General features: G+C 64.0%; 2 protein-coding genes. Both read right to left on the bottom strand.

What is annotated here, in order from left to right; all coding sequences use genetic code 11:
• Window positions 1–297: 297 nt before the first annotated feature.
• A complete protein-coding gene (locus CXQ96_RS17755) occupies window positions 298–1,581 on the bottom strand; it encodes a cyclopropane-fatty-acyl-phospholipid synthase family protein (RefSeq protein ID WP_104119356.1) in 1,284 nt (427 codons plus the stop codon).
• 1,120 nt (window positions 1,582–2,701) lie between these two features.
• The coding region (locus CXQ96_RS18690) for a hypothetical protein (RefSeq protein WP_219816174.1) at window positions 2,702–2,996 on the bottom strand (295 nt) is incomplete at its 5' end.

Here is a 2,996-nt window from a genome sequence, read left to right as displayed (position 1 = left end):
AGAGTGTGGGAGAGTAGGACACCGCCGGACAACCATTACAGTGAAGGCCCCACACCACCAGGTGCGGGGCCTTCACCCCTTTAACCACCCACCCCCGACACCACCCACCCCCCCACACCACCCGGCAGTCGGACGCGTGCGGCTCTCGACCGGTGCGGTCGCGTCGGCGCGACCTCGGTCGGCGGCAATGAGCGCAGAGCCGTGCTCGAACCGAGTACTGCTCTGCAGCATCATGGCGATCAGTTCAAGGAGTCATCGATCGAATGAGGACAGAAGTTCCTGTTCGGCGGGCCGTCGTCACATCCATTCGCGACGCCGCAGTGGTGGTTTCCGCCCTCCTGGCCGCTGAGCCAGCACCTGATTTACACCGTTCAGGCCCCGCTCGAACCCGAGTGCGCTGGACGCCATATACAAGCGCCGTACTCGAGCCCGGCCCTCGCTCGTCAGGCGTACTGCCTCATCCCAATTCGCCTCGAGATCGTGCACCCAGGCACGGAGGGTCAGTGCGTAGTGCAGTCGCAGGGCTTCAACGTCGAGCACCTCCAGCCCAGCAGCTTCCAGTGCCCCCATCATGACGGTCAGACTGAGCATCTCACCATCAGGAAAGACATAGCGGGGGATGAAAGAGTCCGGGTCCGGTGGCATCTCGCCGGCATTCCATGAGATCGCGTGGATGAGGATCCGGCCGCCAGGACACAGGAGACCGTGCAGGTGGGATGCGTAGTCACCTATCTGCTCGCGGCCGACGTGTTCGGACATACCGATCGAGCTGATGGCATCGAAGGGTCCGTCGTCGACGTCGCGGTAATCCTGAACGCGGATCCCGATCCTCTCGGAGAGTCCCGCGTCGGCCGCCCGCGCACGCCCGAGGGTCGCCTGCTCGTGGGAGAGGGTGACACCGACGACGTCGACTCCGTAGCGACGTGCGGCATGTAGTGCGAAGCTGCCCCAACCGCAGCCCACATCCAGCACGCGCATACCGGGGCGGAGATCGAGCTTGCGGCAGACCAGATCGAGCTTCGCTCCCTGAGCTGCGTCCAGGCCGGCGGTCTCGTCGTCCCAGACGGCGCAGGAATAGACCATCGTCTGTCCTAGGACAAGCGCGTAGAACTCGTTGCCGACGTCGTAGTGGTGCGAGATCGCGGCCGCATCGCGCTGCTTGGAGTGCTTCCGTCCCGACCGCGCGGCGTTCATCTCCTCTGGCGGCGGAGCCGGCGGAAGCCCCAGGGCACCAACGCGTAGTGCGGTCCGCATCAGTCTCAGGCGCTCACCCGCGGTTGGGGGACGAAAAGCCCTCAACTCCGCGAACTTGCCCACCGAGCTGAGCGCGGAGAAGCTTTCGAGGAGGTCGCCTGGACCGTCGATGTCACCGGCGACGTAGGCACGGCTCAATCCGAGCTGGTTGGGCGACCACAGCATCCGCCGCAATCCCAACGGGGATCGGAACTCCAGCACCGGGGCGTCAGGGGGCCCGGCTTCCGAGCCGTCCCACGCGCGCAGGCGCAGCGGTATCTGCTCGGTGCCAGGAACGATGACCAAAGCTTCGGAAAGTCGTGGAGCTACTCCCGCTCTCCTGCTCATGCCCCCTATCTACTATGACTCGTTCGCAGGGGCCAGAGGTAGTCGGCGCCTGGCGACCGGCAATGTCGGCGAATGGGTGCGCTGGGCCTCTGCCTCGAGATGCTGCGAGAAGGCACGGCACCTGCCGGTTTCAGAATCCGATCGTTGCCGTATCAGAACGGCGTTGACTTCGAGTACGTCGTACTGTTGCTGCGTAATGCTGCCTGTCTGGTTCGACCTGGTGCTGTTCAGCTGTCTGGTTCGACCTGCTGCCGTGCCGCTTACCGGTTCCTCCGGCCCGGTGATGGTGCGCTGCCTTGTGGCTTCCAACTCGGCAGGACGGCGGGTCCGCGGCGAACCATTGTGTGTGCCGTTTTCACGCTCGAGCCGTCGTCCACTCGCCGACGCTCTGATCGAGGCCGGGCCCTTGCACCCGTGTTCCCGAAGCGGGTGCGCAGTGGCGACCTCTCCGCTTTCCTCCCAGGAATTGTTGTCACGCCCTCCAGGGAAACCACGGCGAGATATCTAGCGGGGCGTCTCTACTGCCAGAACCTGGGGGCGGACAGCGCACTACCCCCACCGCCGCCGCAGGATATGGAAGAGGAAGGTCCAACGATCAGCAGTAGGCTCGCTCACAGGAGAGCGGGGCCGGCGAACGGAGCCGGCTGATCGCAGGTGAGGAGCGGCTCGGGCGCCGGACGGGGGAAGCGAAGGCATTTCAACCGAATTCCATCAGCCCGATCCGCCACCTGTGGCCTGCGGGGGCGGGTTCGGGTGCTGCGGTCCGATGCGGCCGGGTCGTGCGCTGTGAAGTTTGCTCTGACGAGCGAGCCCGGTTTGCCGCGGCGCAGCCGGGGACACGGGCGCCACGACGCCGACCCCGTGGCAGCACGTCGGGTTGTCCGTTGATTCCTTAAGCCTGTGAAATGGTCGACCGAACCAGGGCGATGGTGCGTCGTCGGGTCAGCTGGTCCTGGTTCCGCTGCCGGCTGGCGGTGTCGCCTCACTGTTTGCTCGGGCCGGCGCGTGCGTAGGGAGGGGGTCGGCCCGTGCTGTTCGCCGGTGGTGGTGGGTGGATTTGTGTTGGGGGCGTAGTGGTCGTATAGTTATGGAGTTGCCCCGGTGAGGGTGACGGCCCCCCTTACAAAGTTGAAGTTGTTCTGACGTGTGCTGTGCACGTGTTGGAATTGGCTTCCTGTTTGTTGTCGGTTGTGTGGGTCTGCTGGTTGGCTGTGGTGCCGGGTTTTGCCTGGTGATGCTGCTGGGAGCGGATTTGCGGGATCGGGTTGGTGCGGGTAAGCTTGAAAAGTTGCTTCGGAGCGATGACATGACGGTTTGGTTGTGTTTGGTGCCGGTAGCTCCTGTTGTTTGAGAACTCAATAGTGTGCCAAGTTTGTTGATACCGATTGTTTTTTGATTGGTTGAATTTGCTGGTT

The sequence above is a fragment of the Arthrobacter sp. B1805 genome (assembly GCF_002929745.1).
In the GTDB taxonomy this organism is placed as follows: Bacteria; Actinomycetota; Actinomycetes; order Actinomycetales; family Micrococcaceae; genus Arthrobacter_D.
The sequence above is the reverse complement of the archived record's forward strand: the minus strand, read 5'-3'. Positions and strand labels throughout refer to the sequence as shown.

What these genes read in the sequence shown, in the direction of transcription:
- CXQ96_RS17755 (WP_104119356.1), bottom strand. Translation starts at nt 1,581, where the DNA reads ATGAGCAGGAGAGCGGGAGTAGCTCCACGACTTTCCGAAGCTTTGGTC.